1 protein-coding gene is annotated in these 272 nt (G+C 43.0%); it reads left to right on the top strand.

Going from position 1 to position 272, the window contains the following annotated elements:
- Positions 1-247, top strand: a 247-nt coding sequence (locus BOQ64_RS22805) for a hypothetical protein (protein WP_185147099.1), incomplete at its 5' end; no start/stop codon positions are given.
- Positions 248-272: the final 25 nt, after the last annotated feature.

The raw sequence follows: 272 nt of genomic DNA, 5'->3' as shown, positions 1-272 counted from the left end.
CGAAAAACCTGTTACTTGGAGGAAGCGCAATGAAAATTATCAGGCAAGGGCAGGAGAAGAAGCATCTTATATAGGAAGTGGTGCAGAATCATTTCCGGGACTGCAGCCTCAAAATGAAGTCAATAAAAACCGTCAGAATATCGGAGCTTATATGAATGCGGAATGGGATGTTACGAAAAACCTGTTACTTGGAGGAAGCGCAATGAAAATTATCAGGCAAGGGCAGGAGAAGAAGCATCTTATATAGGAAGTGGTGCAGAATCATTTCCGGG

This window comes from Chryseobacterium sp. CH25 (assembly GCF_004119455.1).
Taxonomy (GTDB): Bacteria; Bacteroidota; Bacteroidia; order Flavobacteriales; family Weeksellaceae; genus Chryseobacterium.
This window is presented reverse-complemented; position numbering and strand designations above follow the sequence as displayed.